Here is a 19,193-nt window from a genome sequence, read left to right as displayed (position 1 = left end):
CCGATGTCGGCATCGTGGCATGGTCTGCAGTAGACACTCACTGAATTCTCAGACCGGGAATTCTCCGACCGGTTGCCGATGCTCAGCTCCTACCAGCGCACGCTGAAGCCGAGCTTTGCGCCGATTGCCCGGCTGTCGCCGAAGTTTTTCAGGCTCGATTTGGCGAAGGCTTCGCCGTAGACCGTGTAGCGATCGTCGGCCCAGGAGAGCGATCCGCCGACACCCAAACTGCCCCAGAGCGGCTGGTCGTGCTCATGCAGCGCCGTGCCCGACACATTCACGTCGTTGCCGTCCAAGAAATCATAATAGAGGTTGGCGATGCCGTAGAGGTGCGAGCGGCTGACCTTGCCTTGAGCGCCCGTCCAGGCATCCTCATAATCGAGCGACAGGCCGGCGCGGCCGATCAGAACATCGCTGCCGCTCAGCGATACCGCCGCATCGAACGGGTCGGTGAAACTGCTGAAGCGCACCGAGGAATAAGCAAGCTGAGCCTGCGGCGTCAGCGTCCACTTGCCCTGCAGCGCAAGCTTCTGGCCGGCTTCGATGCTCAGCGCATAGCCAAATCCGTTGTTGCCCTTGGCAAGCTCGCTGCCCAGCGTGGCCGATCTCAAGTTGCTGTCATACCACGTCACCTCGCCCTGAGCGTCGGTGTAGAAGCCGTTGTCGCCATACCAGGTCAGCGTGCCGCCGAAGCCATAACCGGTGGCCCGGATGGAGCCGACGCCGTAGATCGATGATATGTCCGACGACGCCGTCCCGTAGTGGAAGGTGAGGCCGCCGAGAAGAATGCCGGTGGCATCCTCATAAAGCAGCCCGTCGATGCCGGACTGCAGCTTCCAGGTGGTCACGTCGTAGTCCGAGACGGTGGTGGCGCTGTTCGGGCTCTGCCTTGTATGCGTCGCCTCGATGCGGGCCCAGATGGCGCTCTGGGTCGGGACGCTGCCGATCTCGTCGGCGCCCTGGCCTGCTCCAGTCCACGAGCGGTTGCCGACGCGCTGCTGCAGGGTGCCGAGCTCGTTCAGGCTCTGCAGCACGCCGGGATAGGCCTCATAGATCGGCACGGCCGGCGAATAGAGCGGATTGTTGATCAGCGCGGAGCGGAGATACCAGTCGCCGTCGGCCGGCGTGCTCACGCCGTTCTGATAGAGCCGATAGGCATAGGCGCCGCTGACCACGGCCTGGTTGCCCTGGAAGACATAGTCGCCGGCAAGCGTGAACGAACCCGCCGAGCTGCCATCGACGTCCACGATCTTGATCCCTTCCACTGTCTGGACTCCTGCCCCTCCGACATTGGTGACGGAAAGCACGGAGGTGCCTGAGGTGCTGCCGTGCACCACCAGCTTGTCGGTGGTCGAAGTATCGCCATCGAGCGCGGCATTGAGGAAAATGGTGCCGCCGGCGCCGGTGTAATCGCCGTTGATGGTCAGCGTCGTGCCGGGCGCGACGCCGAGACGCACCGAGCCGCTGTTGTTGAGCGAGGCGACGGCCTGGTTGAAGCCGCCGAGCTCGAGCGTCGCGCCGGAAGCGACGGAGAATGCAGAGCCGGAGCCCAGCGCGTCCGCCGCGCCCGCCGCGAGCGTGCCCTGCTGGATAGAGGTCGGTCCGGCGAAGGTCGAGCCTGCCGCCGTCAGAACAAGCGTTCCCTGTCCTGCCTTGGTGAACGCACCCGACCCGGTCACAGCCCCGTTCAGGGTCAAGGTCGTGGCGGCCGCTGTCGAGATGGTGCCGGAGCTCATCACGCTGACAGCACGTGAGGTGGCAAAGCTGCCGGTCGTGTCGAGCGTGCCGCCGTCGAAGGAGAGCGCGCCGGCGGCATCGCCCAGATTGGCATCCTGTGAGACCCGCAGCGTGCCGCCATTGATTGCCGTGCCGCCCGTGTAGCTGTTGATGCCGGTCAGGACCAGCGTGCCGCGATCCGACTTCATCAATTGCGCGTCGCCCGAGAGAGCCGAGGCGATCGTTGCGGTCATCCCCGCGCCCGCCGCCGTGCCGTCGCCGACGACGATGCTGCTCGACGGTCCGGTGAGCTTGATCCCGTCGCTCTGGACAACGTAGCCGTCGGTCATGAACTGCATGCCCGATGCGGTCACCTGGCCGAGACCGTTGTCCACCGTCACCGTTCCCGCTTGGCCCGCGAAGATCGCGAAGGATGCGTCGGCGAAGCCGGCATTGGCCGTTCCTGCCTCATCGGTCCAGTTGTCGTTGCCGGCCGCTGCCTCCCAGACGCCGTCGCCGCCATTGACTGCGCCATTGTTCTTGGGGCCGACCTTGCCGTCCCAATAGTTGAAGGTGAGCCCTTGCGTGTTGACGATGTTGACCTGGTGATCGATCGAGGTCTGGATATAGCCCGATGACGGGATCGAGCCGACCACCAGGCCATTGTTGGTCAGCGTGCCGCTGTAGCTGAAGATGCGGTAGACGCCTGGCCCGAAGGTGCCGCCAGCGCTGACGCTGACGTTCAAAATGCCGTCGAGCACCAGATTGCCGCCGATCGTGGTCAGGTCGTTGAGCGCCCCGCCGACGACGTCGGCCTGCCCGAGGGAGTAGTTGAGGACCGAGCCGCTAGACAAATTGAGATTGCCGGCGATCGCCAGCGTGCCTGGCGTGCCGTCGGCCGAACCCGGCGACAGGGTTGCGCCGTCGGCAACCGTGACATCGCCGCCGATCGAGCCCTTGCCGCCGATGGTCGCGCCGCTTCCGACAGAGACCGAACCGGCGACCGCGCTGTTGTCGCCATCGACATAGAGGCCGCCGGCCGTGACTGTGGTTGACCCTGCATAGCTGTTCGCACCGGTGAGGGTCAGCGCGCCGGCGCCGGTCTTGTTGAGGCCGCCGGCGCCCGTGATCACGCCCGACAAAGTGAGATCCGCATCGGTCTGGAAGGTGCCGGTGCCCACGGTAAGGTCAATACCGCGCGTCGAGCTGAATACCGCAGTGGTCCTCAGCGTCGTACCGTCGTCCAGGCTCAAGCCGCCGGATGCGTCGCCAAGGTTGGCGTCGGCCGAAACCTGCAGCGTGCCGCCATGGATGGCGGTGCCGCCGGTGTAGCTGTTGGCACCGCCGAGCACGAGCGTGCCGAGGTCGGTCTTCGCCAGTTGGCTGGCGCCGGTGAGGTTCGAAGCGATGGTTGCCGTGTAGGCGGCGCCGACCAGCGTGCCGTCACCGACGCGGATAGTCGCCTGCGGTCCGTCGAGCGCGATGCCGTCGCCCTGGATCGTGTAGCCGCCGGTCGCAAACTGCATGCCGGCGGAGTGAATGTCACCCAGGCTGTCGTCGACATCGACCGTACCGGCAGCGCCGGCGAAGATGGCGAAGACGCCATCCTGGTAGGGAGCGTTGAGCGTCCCGTCATTGTTGGTCCAGTTGTCGTTGCCGGCGGAATTCTGCCAGACGCCGTCGCCCCCGTTGATCGTTCCGTCGCCTTTCGGCCCGGCTGCGCCATCCCAGAAGTTGAGCAGCACGCCGGAAGTGTTTACGAGATTGACCTGATGCGCGATCGAGGTCTGCACGCTGTAGTCGCTCGATGTTGAGTCGAGACCCTGGTCGTTGAGCGTTCCGTCAAAGCTGATGACGCGATAGATGCCCGGCCCGAAATTGCCGCCGGGCGCCTCCGTCACGTTGATCGTGCCGTCGAGCGCCAGATTGCCGTGCACGACCGCGAGGTCATTGTAGGCGCCGCCAACCACGCCGGCCTGGCCGAACGAGTAATCGAGGTTCGAGCCGTCGGCCAGTTCGAGGTTGCCGTTGATGGTGAGCGTGCCGGGCGTTGAATCCAGGCCACCGGGGGCCAGCCTGCCGGCCGCGTCGACGAAAACATCGCCGCCGATGGTGCCGTTGCCGCCAAGCGTGCCGAAATTGACGTCGGTCAGTCCGGTCGCGGCCGCCTGGTTGCCATTGATGTAGAGCCCGCCACCCCCGGCGATCAGCGCGGTGCCGCCGTAGCTGTTGTCGGCCGTGAGCACGGTGTTGCCCGTGCCGTCCTCGCTGACGCCGCCGCTGCCGGAGATCGTGCCGTCAAAGGTATAGAGGTCGGAGCGGTTGAAGCTGAGGGTGCCGTTATCGACCACATCGCCCAAGATGGAGCCCGTGGTGCCTCCGGTACCCAGCAACAAGGTGCCGCTCGCAATCGTCGTGCCGCCGGCGTAGGTGTTGTCGGCGCCGAGGAACAGCGCCCCGGTGCCCGTCTTGGTGAGCGCCCCTGCTCCGTTGACGGCGCCCTCCCACTGTAGGGCGCTGTCGACCTGGAATGTTCCGCCGCCCGCCTGAAGCGTGGCATCGCGTCCGGTTACAATGCTCGACAGGCTCTGATGCAGCGTGCCGCCGTCAAAGGTCACCTTGCCGGCAGCATCGCCGAGATTGTTGTCGGCCGTGATTTCGACAGTGCCGCCATTGATGACGGTGCCGCCCTGGTAGCTGTTGGCGCCGCTGAGCACGAGCGTGCCGCCGCCTTCCTTGGTCAAAGTCCCGGCGCCGCTCACGGCGTTGGTCAGCGCCAGGCTGGTCGCGCTGTCGGTGTCGAAGGTACCGCCGCCGGCATTGAGCGTCACGGCGCGGGCAGAAGTGATATCGGCCGACGTGTGCAGCGTGCCGCCGTTCAGCGAAAGGCCGCCGGACGCGTCGCCGAGATTGCTGTCGGTTGCGACCTGAACCGTGCCGCCATTGATCGCGGTGCCGCTGCTGTAGCTGTTGGTGCCGGACAGCACCAGCGTGCCGAGCTCCGTCTTCAGTAGCTGGCTGCTGCCGGTGAGGTTTGAGGTGATTGTCGCCACATAGGCCGCACCGGCTGCGGTGCCGTCGCCGACGCGGATGGTCGATTGCGGCCCGACCAAAGCGACGTCGCCGCCCTGGATCAGATAGCCGCCGGTGGCGAACTGCATGCCCGCCGCCTGCACCTGCCCGTTGGTGTTGTCGACCGTGACCGTCCCGGCGGCACCCTGGAAGACGGCGAAGCTGGCGTTGGCGAAGGGCGCGGCGAAGGTGCCGCTGGCATCGGTCCAGTTCTGGTCGCTGGCCGCCCGCCAGGTGCCGCTGCCGCCATCCACCGCACCGTTGGAATGGGGGCCGGCATTGCCGTCCCAAAAGCTGAGCGTCAGCCCCGCGGAATTGACGAGGTTGACCTGGTTGGCGACCGCGGTCTGGACGAAATAATCAGGTGACGTGACGTTCAGTCCGTTATTCGTCAGCGAACCGCCATAGTTGAGGATGCGATAGACGCCCGGCCCGAAGGTGCCGCCCGGCGTCTGCGTGATGTTGAGCGTGCCGTCGAGCGTCAGGTTGCCGCCGACATTGATGAGATCGTTGAGCGGTCCGCCCAGCACGTTCGCCTGGCCGAAATTGACGTTGACGGCCGACGTGTTGTTGAGCGTGAGGTTGCCGCCGATGGTGAGCGCGCCAGGTGCATTGCCGGCGTCGCCAGGGCTGAGCGTACCGCCTGCCTGGATCGTGACGTTGCCGCCGATAATGCCGATACCGCCGAGCGTCGTGGCATTTCCGGCGGTGGTCTGGCCCGTCGCGGCGGACTGATCGCCGTTGACGAGCAGCGTGCCGGCAGTGATGACGGTGGATCCGGCATAGCTGTTGTTGCCGGTCAGCGTCGTCGTGCCGAGGCCGGACTTGGTCAGGCCGCCCGTGCCGGAGATCGTGCCGCCGAATGTGTAATTGTTGTTCAGATTGAAGGCGAGCCTGCCGTTGTTAAGCACGCTCGGCGTGTCGAGCGCGCCGGCGGTGGTGCCGAAGCCGACCTGCAGCACCCCCGTCTCGATCGTCGTGCCGGCGCTGTAGCTGTGATTGCCGGTCAGGACCAGCGTACCGGAGCCCTGCTTGTCCAGGGTTTCGAAGCTCGCCACGTTGCTGCCGTCGAGGGTGCGGCCCGCAACGGTATTCACCTGCAGCGTGTCGCCCTCGCCGGTTTCGCCGCCGGTGCCGGCATTGATTGCTCCAATGACGGCTCCGCCATCCTGGAGCGCCAGCGTGTCGTTGCCGGCGGCGAGGTCGAGCGCCCCGGCGCCTGTATTCAGCGTGCCGGCCAGATTGACGGTGTCGCTGCCGCCGTCCAGATCGCCCGTCGCCCGGAGAACGCCGCCGGCGTTGACGTTGATGGTGTTGTTGCCGGCATCGCCGGTGATGGCGGTCTGGGTAGGGCCGGCGGCCTGAACCGTGCCGCCGACGGCCAGGGTTGAACTGCCTGTCATGGCGATGGTCGGCGTTTCCAGGCTGCCATTCACCTGCAACGTGCCGGCGCTGATGGTCGTCTTGGCAATCGCATTGTTCAGCGATGTCAGCACGCTGGTGCCCGTGCCGATCTGCGCCAGGGTGCCAGGCCCGCTCAGCGTGCCGCCGAACGTAAAAGTGTCGCTGCGATTGAGGGACAGGGTGGACGTTGGCGAATTGACGATGACGTTGCCGACACCGGCATTGCCGGTGGTGCCGCCATTGCCGATCATCAGATTGCCGTCATTGATGACGGTGTTGCCCGAATAGGTGTTGTTGCCGGTGAGAACCCAGGTGCCGCCGTCGTTCTTGGCGAGCGTCGTGGCGCCGGTGCCGTTGTCGCCGATGGCACCGCCCATCGTGTTAAGGCCGGTGTTGGTGCCGCCCAGGGCAATCGTTCGCGTCGCGTTGGTGCCGGTCAGGCCGACCGTCCCGGTGTTGGCGAAGACGAGCGCGCCGGTTCCCGAAGACTGGATATAGGTTACACCGGTATCGAGCGTGAACTGACGGTTAGTCGTGTCTCCCGCGCCGACGTAACGCAGCGTCGAATCCTTGCCGATCACCAGGTTGCCGGCCGCGTTGGAGGACGCACCGACGCTGCTGGCCATGCCGCCATCAGCCAGCTTGTCGACGATCAGTATCCCGCCGCCGATGGTGGTCGCGCCGGTATAGCTGCTGGCCTGATTGGTCAGGCGCCAGGTGCCGGTGCCGGTCTTGGCGAGCGAAGTGACGCCGGCGACATTGTCGTCCAGTCGGGCGGCCAGGATATTGGTGCCGGTATTGGTGCCGGCCAACGTCAAGGTGCGCGGGCCGTTGCCGGCCAGCGTTACCGGGCCGCCATAGGTGAACTGTATGGGGCCGGTGCCGGAAGAATCGAGCGTGGCGCCGCCCGCGCCCAGCGTGAACTGCCGGTCGGTCGTGGTGGCCGCGCCGACATATTGCAGGGTAGCGCCGTTGCCGATCACCAGATTCGCCGGATTGGAAGACGAGGCGCCGATCGAACTGTTGATGCCGCCGTTCGCCAGGCAGGTGACCTGGAGCGTCCCGGCATTGATAACCGTGCTGCCGGTATAGCTGCTGTTGCAGCCGGTGAGCGCCTGGATGTTGGCGCCGTTCTTGATCAGCCCGCCGGTGCCGCTGATGGCGCCCGCATAGGAACGGGTGTCGACGCCATTGATCGTCAGCGTCGCATTGCCCAGGCTGATGTTCCCGCCATTGGCGCCGCCGCCGATCAGGGAGGTCACCACCGTGTCGAAGCCCGCGAGGTCGAGCACGACGCCGGCGGTGTTGTCGAGCGTCATGTGTCCCTGCGGACCAAAGGCGTTGGTCGCCCCCGCGCGCAGCACGCCGCCCGAAACCTGGGTGTTGCCGGTCGATGTGTTCGTGCCGGACAGGATCAGCGTGCCCGGGCCGTCCTTGCGGAAGCTGCCGGCGCCGACGACATTGCCGGTGAAGGTCAGGGTGGTGGCGGCGTTGGACACATTGATGGCGCCGATATTCGCCGACAGCTGGAAACCGCGGTCGGTGGTGACGCTGCCGCCGGTGTAGATCAGCGAGGCATTGTTGAAGACCAGATTGGTCGCAGCGCTGCTCGAGGCGCCGATGCCGCTGGCCACGCCTCCGTTGCGGATGCAATCGGTGCTGATGTTCGCGCCTTGCAAGTTGGTCGCACCGGTATAGCTGTTGTTGCAGCCGGTGAAGGTCTGGGTGCCGCCGCCCGTGCGCAGGATGCCACCGGTGCCGCTGATCGTGCCCGAATAGCTGCCGTTGCCGCCATTGATCTGCAGCGTGGCCGAACCCAGCGCGACATTGCCGCCATTGGCACCGCCGCCATTGAGAGCGCCGATGACAGTGTTGAAATTGTTGAGATCGAGCTGCGCGCCGGCCACATTGGCGAGCGTCATCGGTCCACTCCCCAGGGCATTCGCGGCGCCCGCGCGCAGGATGCCGGCATTGACCGTATTGCCGCCGGTATAGGTATTGGCCGCGGTCAGGACCAGAGTGCCCGCACCGTTCTTCGTCAGGGCGCCGCCGCCCACCACCTGGCCGCCGACCGTCAGCGTCGTGCCGCCCGCACTGACATCGACGACGCCGCCGCCGGTCCCCAGGGTGAAGCCGCGATTGGTGGTGGTCGTGACGCCGGTATAGCGTAATCCGCCGCCGCCGCTCAGCGTCAGGTTGGCCGGAGCGCTGCTGCTCTGGCCGATCGGGCTGACCTGTCCGCCATTGGGCAGCGTGCTTACCGCCAACAGGCCGCCGGTGACGGCGACGGCGCCGGTAAAGTCGTTATTGGAGTTGGCGAGCGTCAGCGTGCCGGCACCGCTCTTGGTGAAGTCGGCTCCATCGGCGCTGGTGACGAGACCTGAAAAGACGAGATTGGCGTTCGCGTTGGTGACCTCGACCCCGGCACCCAGGATGGCGCCCGACTTGCCGAAGGTAAAACCGCGGTCGCTGGTATCGCCCGTGCCGGTATAGCGCAGCGTGCTGCCTTCCAGCACCAGATTGGACGAATTCGCCGAGGACGCGCCGATGCTGCTCGCCGCGCCGCCATTGCCGATGCTGGCCACCGCCAGCGTGCCCTGCACGACGCGGGTGGCGCCGGTATAGCTGTTGGCCGTGTTGGTGAGCGTGACCAGTCCCGTGCCCGCCTTGGTGAACCCCATGCCCGGACCGTTGTCGACGATCTGCGAAGCGATGGTGAAATTGCCGGTGCTGTTCTGCTGGACCCCCAGCACGCCGCCATTGGCGCCGGTCATCTTGCCGCCGGTGATCAGCTGGTTGTTGCCCAGCACTGTCGGGGCGACGATGATCGTGCCGTCCACGCCCAGCGTCTCGCCGGGGCTGCCGGTCACGGTGGTGGAAACCGCCTGGGTATAGCGCAGGCCGCCAAGCTGCTTGGTACCGCTCACCGTGCCGAAGAAGCCGGTCACATCGGTGATGAACTCGTTGTCCAGCCAGTTGGCGGCATTGTCCTTGTCGGTGTAGTCGGCGTCGGTGAAGGCGAGGATGTTGCCGCCCACGACCTTGGCATAGTCGGTGCCGTTGACGGTGGCCCAGCCGCCGAGCGACGTGTTGCTGGTGGTGATGTTGCCGCTGGTCGGCAGGTTGAAGTTCATCAGCCCGCCGGTGCGGGTGATGGCGCCGAGATTGACGGTCAGGCTGCCGCCGCCGGTGCCGGATACCGCATTGATCGTGTTGTTGCCGGCGGTGATCGTCAGGCCGTCGAAGGTCTGCGTGTCGCCCTCATTCGCGGCACCGGTCACCTTCAGCGTGCCGCCGGTCATGACCAGGGTAGAATCGCTGCCGACGATATTGCTCGTCGGACCGCCGGCCGCGCTGAAGTCGAGGGCAAGCGTGCCTCCGCCGATGGTCGTGTCGCCGGTATAGGTGCTGGCGCCGGTCAGCGTCTGGATGCTGTTGCCCGTTTTGCTGAGCCCGCCGCTGCCGGAGATGCTGCCACCGAAGCTTGCGGTGGTGCCGGTCGGCCCGTCTATCGTCAGCTTCGCGCTGCCAAGGTTGAGCGTACCGCCGGTGCCGGTCAGGGTGGTCAGCGTCTGGTCGAAACCGTTGAGATCCAGCGTGCCGCCATTGACCTGGAACGTCTTCGAGCCGGCGAAGGCCGTGGCCGATCCCGCGCGCAGCGTTCCGCTGTCGACGATGGTCTGGCCGGTATAGGTGTTCGCGCCGGAAACGACCCAGGTTCCGGCTCCGGCGCTGCGCAGATTGCCGGCGCCCGAGATCACGCCCGAAGCCACATTGTCGGCGCCGGTGAAGCTGCCGCCCAGCGTGCCGGTGCCGTTGAGCGTCGTGCTTCCGCTCAACGCCAGCGCGCCGCTGCCGTCGTTGCTGAGCGTGCCGCTGATTACCCAGTTGCGGTTGGTGCTGGCGCCCGCCCCGACATAGCTCAAGGTGCCGCTAATGCTGGTTGTAGTCCCCGCGCCCAGCGAGCTGGCGACGCCGGTATTCGCCAGGGTCGCCGCGACAACCTTGCCCGCGCCGACGATGCCGGTGCCCGTTAGGGTGTTGGCATCGCCAAGCCTTAAAACCTGCCCGGCGTTGGCGCTAAATGTAGCGCTGCCGCCGCTGATGACACCGAGCAGTTCCAGGTCGGCAGTTGCCGCGGTGAAGGAAGGCGCCTGGGCGGTACCGGCATTGCCCACCGAGATTGAGCCTGTCAGCGTCAGGGTGCCAGTGCCGCTATTGCTGAGGCCCGTGCCACGATAACCGTTGGAGAATAGACCCCAATTGCGGTTCGATACATCGCCATCGCCGGCATAGATGGCGATGCGAGTTCCGGCAGTTCCACTCGGATTCGATATACTGATGGTGCCGTTCGCAACTGTGGTGGGCGCTCCTAGGGAACTGGCCTGACCCAGATTGCCGATCGAGGTGAAGGTGGAGGTGCCAGCGCCAACGAAGCTGGTTGCACCGGTGTAGTTGTTGGTATCGTCGGTCAGGTTCACCCCGGGATTGACGGAAAGACCGCCGGTGCCGGTGAAATGGGCGCCGCCGATACCCGCCCCAAAGAGGCTGACCGCCGTGCCGCTGAGTGTGACGGTGCGTCCGGTCAGGCTTCCGCCGGTCGTGCCGATGTTCAGCGCCCCACCCGAGATGATGATGTTGTTGCCGACATCGCCTAGAGCCGCAGCGCCGCTGGCGGTCAACGAACCGTTGACGTTGATATCGCCCACGAAGCTGTTGGTGCCCGTCAGCGAGAGCGCGGCCCCGCCGGTGATCACCGGGCTGCTGCCGAAGCTGTTGTTGCCGGTGAGGGACAAGGTGCCGGCGTTCACGGTCAGGCCGCCGGTGAAGCTGTTGTTGCCCGTCAGTGTCAGCGTTCCCGCGCCGGCCTTGACCACTGCGCCCGTGCCGTTGATCGTCGAGTTGATCGTCGCGGTGCCGGTCGTGACCGAAAGCGTGGGGTTGACCCCGCCGAGAGTGAGTGTGCTGCCCGTTACGGTGTAGCCACTGACCTCGAACGTCATGTTGTGGACGGTGATCGGCACGCCGAGGGTGACGGTGCCCGCCGTGCCGCCAAAGAAGGCGTCGTCGAGCGCGCCGTTGTTCCAGGCACTGTAGGGGCCGCTCACACCGTCATTGCTGGCGCTCCAGACTGACGTGCTCAGATCCCAGATGCCGGTGCCGCCGCGGTTGAGCGATGTGTTGTTGACGTCCCAGTAGAGGTTGGCTGCCGCAGCCGGTGTTGTCGCGGCAAGCCCTGCAAGGAGCGCCAACGGCAGAAGCGTGCCCTTCATCGTATGGACGACGAATGCCGACAAACCGACGACTTGTGGGGCGTAGCTGGCCGCTTGGCCCTTCCATTTGGTCATGCGTCCGCCGCGAAACGCTCGCGAGCCACAAGATTGGGTAGCCGAGTCCTGCCGCATGCTGCCTCGCACCGTGCCTTGGCGCGATGGTAGTCGGGGAAAATTTATCAAAACCATACCGCCAAGCCGACTTTGAGGATGGGCAACGGCAATGGAACGTAACTTACGGTATCGAACATCGGCGAAAGGCCTTGCAAAGGCCGTTAGTTGGGCATCAGGCCTGCCTTCCTGAGGGAGCCGAGAAACGTTTCGGCATCATCGGAATTGCCGAACCGCAGTAATGCCTCCTGTCGAACATTTGCTACCAGTCCGGGCTCATGGAGCATCAGCCAGGAACGCTCGCGCTCGGCATCGGCAGCGTAGCCCCCTTCAGCAAAGATCGCGGCGGCAATCACACGATAGAGCGCATTGTCGGGAACATTCGCTTTTCTGATCCACATGACCGCCTGCTCGATGTCGCGGTTGAAATAAGCGCAGATAGCCAACGCTACCTCGTAATAGGCGAGCGGCCCCGGATTGCGATTTCGCGCTTCCGCGACCAGCGGGCATCCCTCTTTCCAATTTCCGGACAACGCCAGCCGATACCCGTACTCACCTACGAATACGGTGTCATTGGGATTGATGATGATGCCGCGGCGCCCAACTCTGATGGCCGCTTCGGTCTCCCCCCTGAAATAAAGTGCCATCATCTGTGCCTGAAGGGCCCGGACGTTGTTTGGCTCCAGCTGCACCGCGCGATCCGCCGCGGCAAGGGCGCGATCGATCAACGGTGCCGATTTCTGGGATTCGAACGGATAATAGAACCGAAATTCATCGATGTAGATCAACGACAGAAGCGCCCAGGCCGTCGCGTATCGAGGAAATCGCTCCACGGCGCTTTCGAGACAGGAACGGACAGCGGGGCGGCTCTCAGGGTTGAAACCGGCTCGATACGAGTAATAGGAAAGCGTGCAGAAATAGGCAGCCTGGTCGTCGGGAGCATCGGGAACGGCACGCTTGGCATCCGCCTCGAATAGAGCGCCATATGGTTGTGCCAGGCTCGTGGCGACATTGGCGGCGATATCGGCTTGGATTTTCAGAAGTTCGGGAACTGTCGTCGAGCCATCGTAGCTGTGCGCCCAGAGAACCGATCCATCTGCACGGTTGAGCATGCGAACCCGAACCCGAAAGGTCCCGGCGGACATGTCCACGCTTCCCGCCAGCGCGTACCGTACATCCGGACCCACCTGGCCGAGCGACTGGACCACGACGATGTCGCTGAATTTGGAGAGCTGACTTATGACCTCCTGCGTAAGCCCGCGGGCCAAAGCCGTGGTCGCGCTCGAGCCGTTCATATCGTCGAACCACTCAACCAGCAAATGCGGGATTTCCGGCTCGCTTGGAGAAAGCCGGGAAGAACCGAACCACAAGACGAGGGCCAAGGCGGCAGCAGCCAGCACGGCCATCGCCGCGATGGGAACAGGCTTGTCCAGTCGGCGCGGTTGTTGCAGGGGCTCGCCTACAATCGCGGGCGCAGGTTCATCTGCGCCGGGAGCTACGTTGGCGCGCGATGAGAACGCGGCAACATATCCTCCCTTGGGAAGGCCAATGAGAATGGGATCGGCCAGGCCGGCTGTCAGGTAATAGCGTTCAAGCGACCTGCGAAGGTGGCTGGCTGCGATGCGCACGATCGGATCGGTCTGCGGGTCGAACGAAGGGCCGCGATCGAATACCTCCACCGCTATTGAATAGGCCTTGATGCGATCGCTGCGCCCCGCCAAGGTTTCGTCCACGACATAACTGAGAAACCGACGCTCGCGATCGGTTGCCTGAAAGTCCGCGCTGCTCAGAATACGCGCCAACTGGGCTCTGCAGTCATCGGTGGAGAGATCTGCCTGTTGATGTACGTTCAATTTCGCGCCAATCGATCCGTCGTCTATCTTCATACCGCCGAGTCGTCCGCGCGACGGCGCAGGCGTCTGTTGGTACATTCCGGCTCATGTGCCCGCAATGGTGCTTGCGCGTACCTTCGTAGCGGTGTCGTCCGCGGGTTGCCGTTCGCTTTCGGCCCCCCTCCCGATCTACACGTTGCGGCACAAGGAGGGTCCGGCTGCAATGAACGTTGCAACAATGCCGGGCAGCATGGTGCTCAGCGGCTGTTCTCGGATTCAATCTGTTGGCGCGAAAGGCCCGGTTGGCCACCTGCCAAGTCTGGATCTATCCGGAGCCGGCTGTCGGCCGGCCGCCGACTGGCTTCAAGGCGCTGACCCGCAAGATGCTCTCGATGAGATCTTTTTCCCGGAACGGCTTGTTGACCAATGGCACGTCCGATGGGCGGTTTGAAATTGCCTCAGCGTCGGCATAGCCGGTTATCATAACCGCTGGCCAATCGGAGCGCAGGTTGCGCGCGAAGCGGATTACCTCGACTCCGGACACCAGCGGCATTGCGAAATCGGTGACAATGACGTCGAACTCATGCGGTGTCCGTTCAATAATTGCCAGTGCCTCGGCACCGCCTGCTGCGCATGTCACTGTAAACCCGTGTTGCCGAAGCGATTCCGCCGTTAGCTGCCGCAATCCGCTGCTGTCGTCAATCAACAGAAGCGAAGGGAAAGCCTTCCCTGCAGCCTCGACCAGGACTCTCTCTCCATCCGGATCTGCCACATTATCGGATGGCTGCTCCGCTGAACGCGGCAGCCACAGCTCCATGGATGTTCCGCGCCCGACGAGGCTGTCTATGCGAAGCGCGCCGCCCGATTGCTTCATGAAACCGTATACCGTGCTGAGACCCAGCCCGGTGCCTTTCCCGACGGGCTTCGTCGTGAAAAACGGTTCGACGACCTTGGTCAGAATCTCCTTCGGGATGCCGGCACCGGTATCCTTGACGGTGAGGACTGCATAGTCTCCGGCCGCCAGGTCTTCGGAAGGTATTTTGACGACCCGATTTTGCGCCTGCACGGCAATTGTCCCGCCGGAGGGCATCGCGTCACGCGCGTTGAACACCAGATTCATCAACGCCAACTCCAATTGAACGACGTCGACATGCGCGGGCCAAACGGAGTCGTCGACCTCCCACTCAAAGCGGATCAGGCCGCCGAGCACGGGAGCCACCAAGCCGTTCATCGTATCTTCCAGCGCAGCCAGCCGCACTGCCGTCGGCTTCAGATTCTGACGCCGCGAAAAGGCAAGCATGCGGTTGACAAGTTCGGCGCCTTGCTTCGCGGAGCGGCGGGTGAGTTCAACGATCTTCTTTGCTTGTTCGTCAAGCGTGAGCTGCCTCTCGAGCAATCCTAGTCCGCTCAGAACCGCGGCAAGCAGATTGTTGAAATCGTGTGCCAGCCCTCCGGTGAGTTTCCCGACCGCTTCGAGGCGCTGTGACTGAAGAAGTTGATTTTCGAGTTCACGCCGCTCGGTCACGTCAAGCAAAGTGCCGAGGATTTCAGGTCGGCGTCCGTCGACACCTTTCGACAGGATCCCTTGGTCGAGAAAGATACGATATTTGCCATCGGCGCACTGCCAGCGGAACTCGCATGTGTAGGAGCCTGTCACCTTTGCCGCCAATAAAGCTTCCCGCACCCTGGGTAGATCTTCCGGATGCACCCGGCTCAGCCCAAACCGCGGCTCGGACGTCAGTCGCTCAGGTGGGAATCCCGTCAGACGTTCGACACCTTTTGAAACAAAACGGGCTGCAAAGGGCGGCTCGGCGACCCTGGCGTGAAAACAGACGGGCAAGGATCCAAGAATGGCCTCCTGCCGTTCTTCGGCGCCGCGCAGCGATCGTTCGGCCTCGACCTTTTGTTTTTCGGCCTGCAAGGCTTTCGCTAGTAGTGCCTGTTCTGCGACCGCATTGCGCTGGATCTCGAGCGTCTTTTCGTGAAGCTCGACGAATACAGCCACTTTGGATCGCAGCATGGCGGGGTCGAAGGGCTTGAACATATAGTCCACTGCGCCGGCGTCGTAGCCACGCAGCATATGAGCATCTTCCTTGTTGATGGCCGTGAGGAAGATGAGAGGGGTTCGTCTGGACTGTTCGCGCTGGCGGATTAATGAGGCTGTTTCGTAGCCGTCGAGGCCCGGCATCAAAACATCCAGCAAGATAACGGCGAAATCCTCCTTTAGGAGGCAGCGCAGCGCCTCCTCGCCGGATTGCACAGCGACGACTTCCGCGAGTGGAGTGAGAACTTCTTCGATCGCCAACAGGTTTCGTTCGTCATCATCGACTGCCAGGATGCGTGCCTTTGACTGATTGTCCGCCAACTGCACAATCTCCAGTTTCTTCGAACGGATCCGCGACAGCCTTTGCATCGGGCATACCGTCAGTTGACTGACCTAAGCAGATTTTGGGATGTCTCGACCCGATCCCGAGAGCGGCCGATCCAGACCCGCAGCAGTGCCAACAGCAGGTCGAGGTCGACAGGCTTGGCAATATAGTCGGAAGCCCCGGCTTCCAGGCATTTCTGCCGGTCGCCTTTCATCGCCTTTGCTGTCACCGATATCAATGGAATATGCGCGATGGAGGGTGTGTTGCGGATACTCCTCATCGTCTCGTAGCCGTCCATCTCCGGCATCATGATGTCGATCAAGGCTGCGTCGACGTCGGCATTCTCCTCCAGCAACGCTATCCCATCGCGACCGCGCTCAGCGTGAAGGACTTCGATATCGTAGGTCTCAAGGACGCTCGTCAGCGAATAGATGTTTCGAATATCGTCATCGACGATCAGGACTTTCGCGCCCGCAAGATTCGACCTGTTGTCAGCTCGTTCGACACCTGCCCCGCTTTCCTCGCGCAATCCTCCCGGAAGCGTCGCAGATATATGGAGAGCCAATTGAGCGAAATTCTCAGCTCGCGGTACCGCGGACAAAGCGGGGTTCAACGCCAGCACCTGTTCAACTGCTTCCGAATGAGGGGCAAAAAACAGAAGTGGGGGAAGGCCGTCTGAAAACTGGTTGGTGAGCTCGTCGAGGGCCCGCGCATTATCCCTGGCAGATTTTCCAAGCCCAAGGACAACCGCATCGAATGAGGCGAGGTCGATGTCCTCCGCGGTTGCCGCGCGACTGATTGCGGTGACCGATGTGACGCCGTCCCGGATCGTCTCGACCAGGGAAAGGCGGCGCTCGGGATCGGAGTCAGCCACGAGCACCCGGCGCTGGACGCGTAGGTTCCTCGAATGAATTTCCTGGAACACCTTCACCAGCTCCTCGGATGACACCGGTTTGGTCGAGATGCTCGATGCCCCTTTGCGAGCCAGCCCATCGATGTCTTCCGCTCCGGAAATCACGTGAATGGGAATGCCGGCGGTCTTCGGATCATGGCGCAGCAGGTCGAAGAGCACCCATCCATCGATGTCCGCAAGGCCGAGGTCCAGTGTGATCGCGTCCGGCACCAGCTTGCGGGCCAGCGCCAAGGTACCGGAGCCTGCGGTCGACAGGACGCCTTTCAACCCGGCAGACCGTGCCAGGCCCAACAGGAGACCCCCAAAGGTCGGGTCGTCCTCGACGATCAAAACGACCCTGTCTTGCGCCGATATAGCGTCGCGATCGTCCATCAATTCCGCCGACGGCAAACCGCTGGGCGCCGCTGTCGTCGCGATTGCCTCGGTGGCCGGAAGCAGTTCCGGCTGGCTGGCGGCGGCAACCCTGGGACCATCGATCGGAATGATCAGCGTAAACGTCGATCCTTTGCCGGGAATGCTTTCAACTCTTAGCTCACCGCCGAGCAAACGGGCGATCTCACGGCTGATCGAGAGCCCAAGACCGGTCCCTCCATATTTGCGGCTGGTCGTGCCGTCGGCCTGCTGGAACGCCTCGAAAATCAGTTTCTGTTTGTCTTCCGGGATGCCGATACCGGTGTCGGTCACCGCTATGGCAAGCGCTTTCCTGGGCAGCTTGGCGCCGTTGCGGCGTCCCGCCTTCTCCATTTTGAAATTCAGGCTGACCTTGCCTTCGGAGGTGAACTTGAAGGCGTTCGACAGCAGGTTGAGCACGATCTGCTGCAACCGCTTCTCGTCCGTGCGCACGGTTTCCGGAAGAGCGGGATCGACATTGATGGTAAAGCCCAGACCCTTGTCGGCTGCAAGCTGGCGGAACGTGCGCTCCATATGCTGGCGCAAATGGGCGACCGGCATATGGTTGATCTCGATCGAGACCGTGCCGGACTCGATCTTCGACAAATCGAGGATGTCGTTGATCAGACTGAGAAGGTCTGTGCCGGCCGAATTGATGGTGCGAGCAAACTCGACCTGCTTTTCGTTGAGGTTGCCCTGCTGGTTCGTGGCAAGCAGATTTGAAAGGATGAGAAGCGAATTGAGCGGTGTTCTGAGCTCATGGCTCATGTTGGCGAGGAACTCGGATTTGTACTTGGAGGTAAGCGCCAGCTGCTCGGCTTTCTCCTCGAGCGCCCGGCGCGCCATCTCGATTTCGAGATTTTTGTTTTCGACCTGTTTCTTTTCGTTCTCCAGAAGTTGGGCCTTCTCCTGGAGTTCCTCGTTCGTGGCGTGCAGTTCCTCCTGCTTTTTCGTCAGCTCGGTCTGACGCGCCTGCAGCTCGGACGTCAGCAGTTGCGATTGCTTGAGCAGGCCCTCGGTGCGCATCGTCGCGGCGATCGTGTTGAGGACGATGCCGACCGATTCCATCAGCTGATTGAGAAACGATTGATGCGTGTCGCGGAACTCGCCGAAGGACGCGAGCTCGATGACGGCCTTGACCTCATCCTCGAATAGGGCGGGCAGAATGATGACATTCGCCGGCGAGGCGCTGCCAAGCCCCGATGTGACGCGCAAAAAGTCCGGCGGAACATTGTCGAGCATAATGGCTCGCTTGTCGGCAGCGCTTTGTCCGACGAGACCCTCACGCAGATCGAGGCGTTGCTTGATTGCCGCCTTGCTCTCGGCACCATAGGACGCGGCCAGTTCCAAATACGACTCCTCCTCGTCCCGATTGGTCACGTAAAAGACGCCGTATTGCGCGTTCACAAGCGGAGCGAGCTCGGACATGATGAGACGCGACACCGTGGCCAGATCGCGCTCTCCCTGCAGCATGCGGGAGAAGCGCGCCAGATTGGTCTTCAGCCAATCTTGCTCGGCGTTTTTCAACGTCTGATCCTTGAGATTGCGGATCATCTCATTGATGTTGTCCTTGAGCGCGGCGACCTCACCGGAAGCCTCGACGCTGATCGAGCGCGTCAGATCGCCCTTCGTCACCGCCGTCGAGACCTCGGCGATTGCGCGGACCTGGGTGGTCAGATTGGCCGCCAACTGATTGACGTTATCCGTAAGATCGCGCCACAGACCGGCAGCGCCCGGCACGCGTGCCTGGCCTCCAAGCTTGCCTTCGATGCCGACTTCGCGCGCGACATTGGTCACCTGGTCGGCAAAGGTGGCGAGCGTTTCGATCATCCCATTGATGGTGTCCGCGAGGGAGGCGATTTCGCCCTTCGCGTCCACAGTCAGCTTGCGTTTGAGATTGCCTTGCGCAACCGCAGTCACGACGTCGGCGATGCCGCGCACCTGGTTGGTCAGATTGGTGGCCATCAGGTTGACGTTGTCGGTCAGATCCTTCCAGGTGCCGGCCACGCCGCGCACTTCGGCCTGACCTCCAAGCTTTCCTTCCGTGCCGACTTCACGTGCGACGCGTGTCACCTCGCCGGCGAAGGAGTTCAGCTGGTCGACCATGGTGTTG

General features: G+C 63.3%; 4 protein-coding genes. All 4 read right to left on the bottom strand.

The window, feature by feature from the left end; all coding sequences use genetic code 11:
• Window positions 1-89: 89 nt before the first annotated feature.
• On the bottom strand, window positions 90-11,540 hold the full coding sequence (locus tag FJ980_RS11390; protein WP_181181172.1) for an autotransporter-associated beta strand repeat-containing protein: 11,451 nt from the start codon (window positions 11,538-11,540) through the stop codon (window positions 90-92).
• A gap of 200 nt (window positions 11,541-11,740) precedes the next feature.
• Window positions 11,741-13,462, bottom strand: a complete 1,722-nt coding sequence (locus FJ980_RS11385) for a hypothetical protein (RefSeq protein WP_140542983.1) — start codon at window positions 13,460-13,462, stop codon at window positions 11,741-11,743.
• A gap of 271 nt (window positions 13,463-13,733) precedes the next feature.
• The gene (locus FJ980_RS11380; protein WP_140542982.1) at window positions 13,734-15,821 is read right to left on the bottom strand and encodes a response regulator; all 2,088 of its coding nucleotides are present in this window, start codon (window positions 15,819-15,821) and stop codon (window positions 13,734-13,736) included.
• Between the two features lie 11 nt (window positions 15,822-15,832).
• Window positions 15,833-19,193: response regulator (locus FJ980_RS11375; RefSeq protein ID WP_140542981.1), on the bottom strand; the 3,361-nt coding region annotated here is incomplete at its 5' end.

Source organism: Mesorhizobium sp. B1-1-5, from assembly GCF_006443065.1.
Classification (GTDB): Bacteria; Pseudomonadota; Alphaproteobacteria; order Rhizobiales; family Rhizobiaceae; genus Mesorhizobium.
Note: the sequence above shows the minus strand (reverse complement) of the source record. Positions and strands in the feature narration are given on the sequence as shown.